A 1,494-nucleotide genomic window follows, 5' to 3' on the forward strand; every position below is an offset into this window, starting at 1 on the left:
ATGCCGACCTGGACCGCGATCCTGATCCGCGTCTACGCCTGGATGGGGATTCTCAGCAACAACGGGCTGTTGAACGCGTTCCTGATGTGGACCGGGCTGATCAGCGAGCCGTTGCAGATCCTCAATACCAACCTCGCGGTGTATATCGGGGTGGTCTATTCCTATCTGCCGTTTATGATCCTGCCGCTCTACGCCAACCTGGTGAAACACGATCAGAGCCTGCTGGAAGCGGCCTCGGACCTGGGTTCGAGTACCTTCAACAGCTTCTGGAAGATCACCGTGCCGCTGTCGAAGAACGGCATCATCGCCGGCTGCATGCTGGTGTTTATCCCGGTGGTGGGTGAGTTCGTGATCCCCGAGCTGCTTGGCGGTCCGGAAACCCTGATGATCGGCAAGGTGCTGTGGCAAGAGTTCTTCAATAACCGTGACTGGCCGGTGGCATCGGCGCTCGCCGTGGTGATGCTGGCGATCCTGATTGTGCCGATCATTCTGTTCAACCGTAGTCAGGCCAAAGAAATGGAGGGCAAGGAATGAAGCGCTTCAGTTTTTCCAGCCTGATGCTGGTACTGGGTTTGCTGTTCATCTACCTGCCGATGCTGATCCTGGTGATCTACTCGTTCAACGCCTCGAAGCTGGTGACGGTGTGGGGCGGCTGGTCGGTGAAGTGGTACGTGGGCCTGTTGGACAACACCCAACTGATGGGCTCGGTGGCCCGCTCGCTGGAAATCGCCTGCTACACCGCGGTGGCCGCGGTGGCGCTGGGCACCCTGGCGGCGTTTGTCCTGACCCGGGTTACCCGCTTCAAGGGCCGCACGCTGTTCGGCGGCCTGGTGACGGCGCCGTTGGTGATGCCGGAAGTGATCACCGGCCTGTCGCTGTTGCTGCTGTTCGTGGCCATGGCGCAGTTGATCGGCTGGCCGCAGGAACGCGGCATCGTCACCATCTGGATCGCCCACACGACCTTCTGCGCGGCCTATGTGGCGGTGGTGGTGTCGGCGCGCTTGCGCGAGCTGGACCTGTCCATCGAAGAGGCGGCCATGGACCTGGGCGCCAAGCCGTGGAAAGTGTTCTTCCTGATCACCATCCCGATGATCGCGCCATCGCTGGCGGCGGGCGGGATGATGTCCTTCGCCTTGTCCCTGGATGACCTGGTTCTGGCCAGCTTCGTTTCCGGGCCGGGTTCGACCACCTTGCCGATGGAAGTGTTCTCGGCGGTGCGCCTGGGCGTGAAGCCGGAGATCAACGCGGTGGCCAGCCTGATCCTGTTGGCGGTGTCGATCGTGACCTTCCTGGTCTGGTACTTCAGCCGCCAGGCCGAAGAGCGCCGCAAGAAAGCCATTCAACTGGCCATCGATGAAAGCGCGGCGGACGCCTGGAAACAGCCGGACGTGCGTCGGGCGCAGGTGGCGGAGACCGTGTAGGTCCTAAAAGCTTCGCGGGCAAGCTCCGCTCCCACAGGGGGTCATGGTCGTACACAAAAATCAGGTACGACTC

The 1,494-nt window shown here is 61.6% G+C and carries 2 protein-coding genes; both read left to right on the top strand.

Annotation, left to right across the window (positions count from 1 at the left end; genetic code table 11):
* The coding region (locus tag AC07T0_RS31685) for an ABC transporter permease subunit (RefSeq protein WP_495004866.1) at positions 1 to 534 on the top strand (534 nt) is incomplete at its 5' end.
* Complete coding sequence (locus AC07T0_RS31690) at positions 531 to 1,421, top strand: ABC transporter permease subunit (RefSeq protein WP_495004867.1); 891 nt, start codon at positions 531 to 533, stop codon at positions 1,419 to 1,421. The genes AC07T0_RS31685 and AC07T0_RS31690, both read left to right, overlap by 4 nt.
* Positions 1,422 to 1,494 lie beyond the last annotated feature (73 nt).

It is taken from the genome of Pseudomonas sp. GW821-FHT04D07 (genome assembly GCF_059420225.1).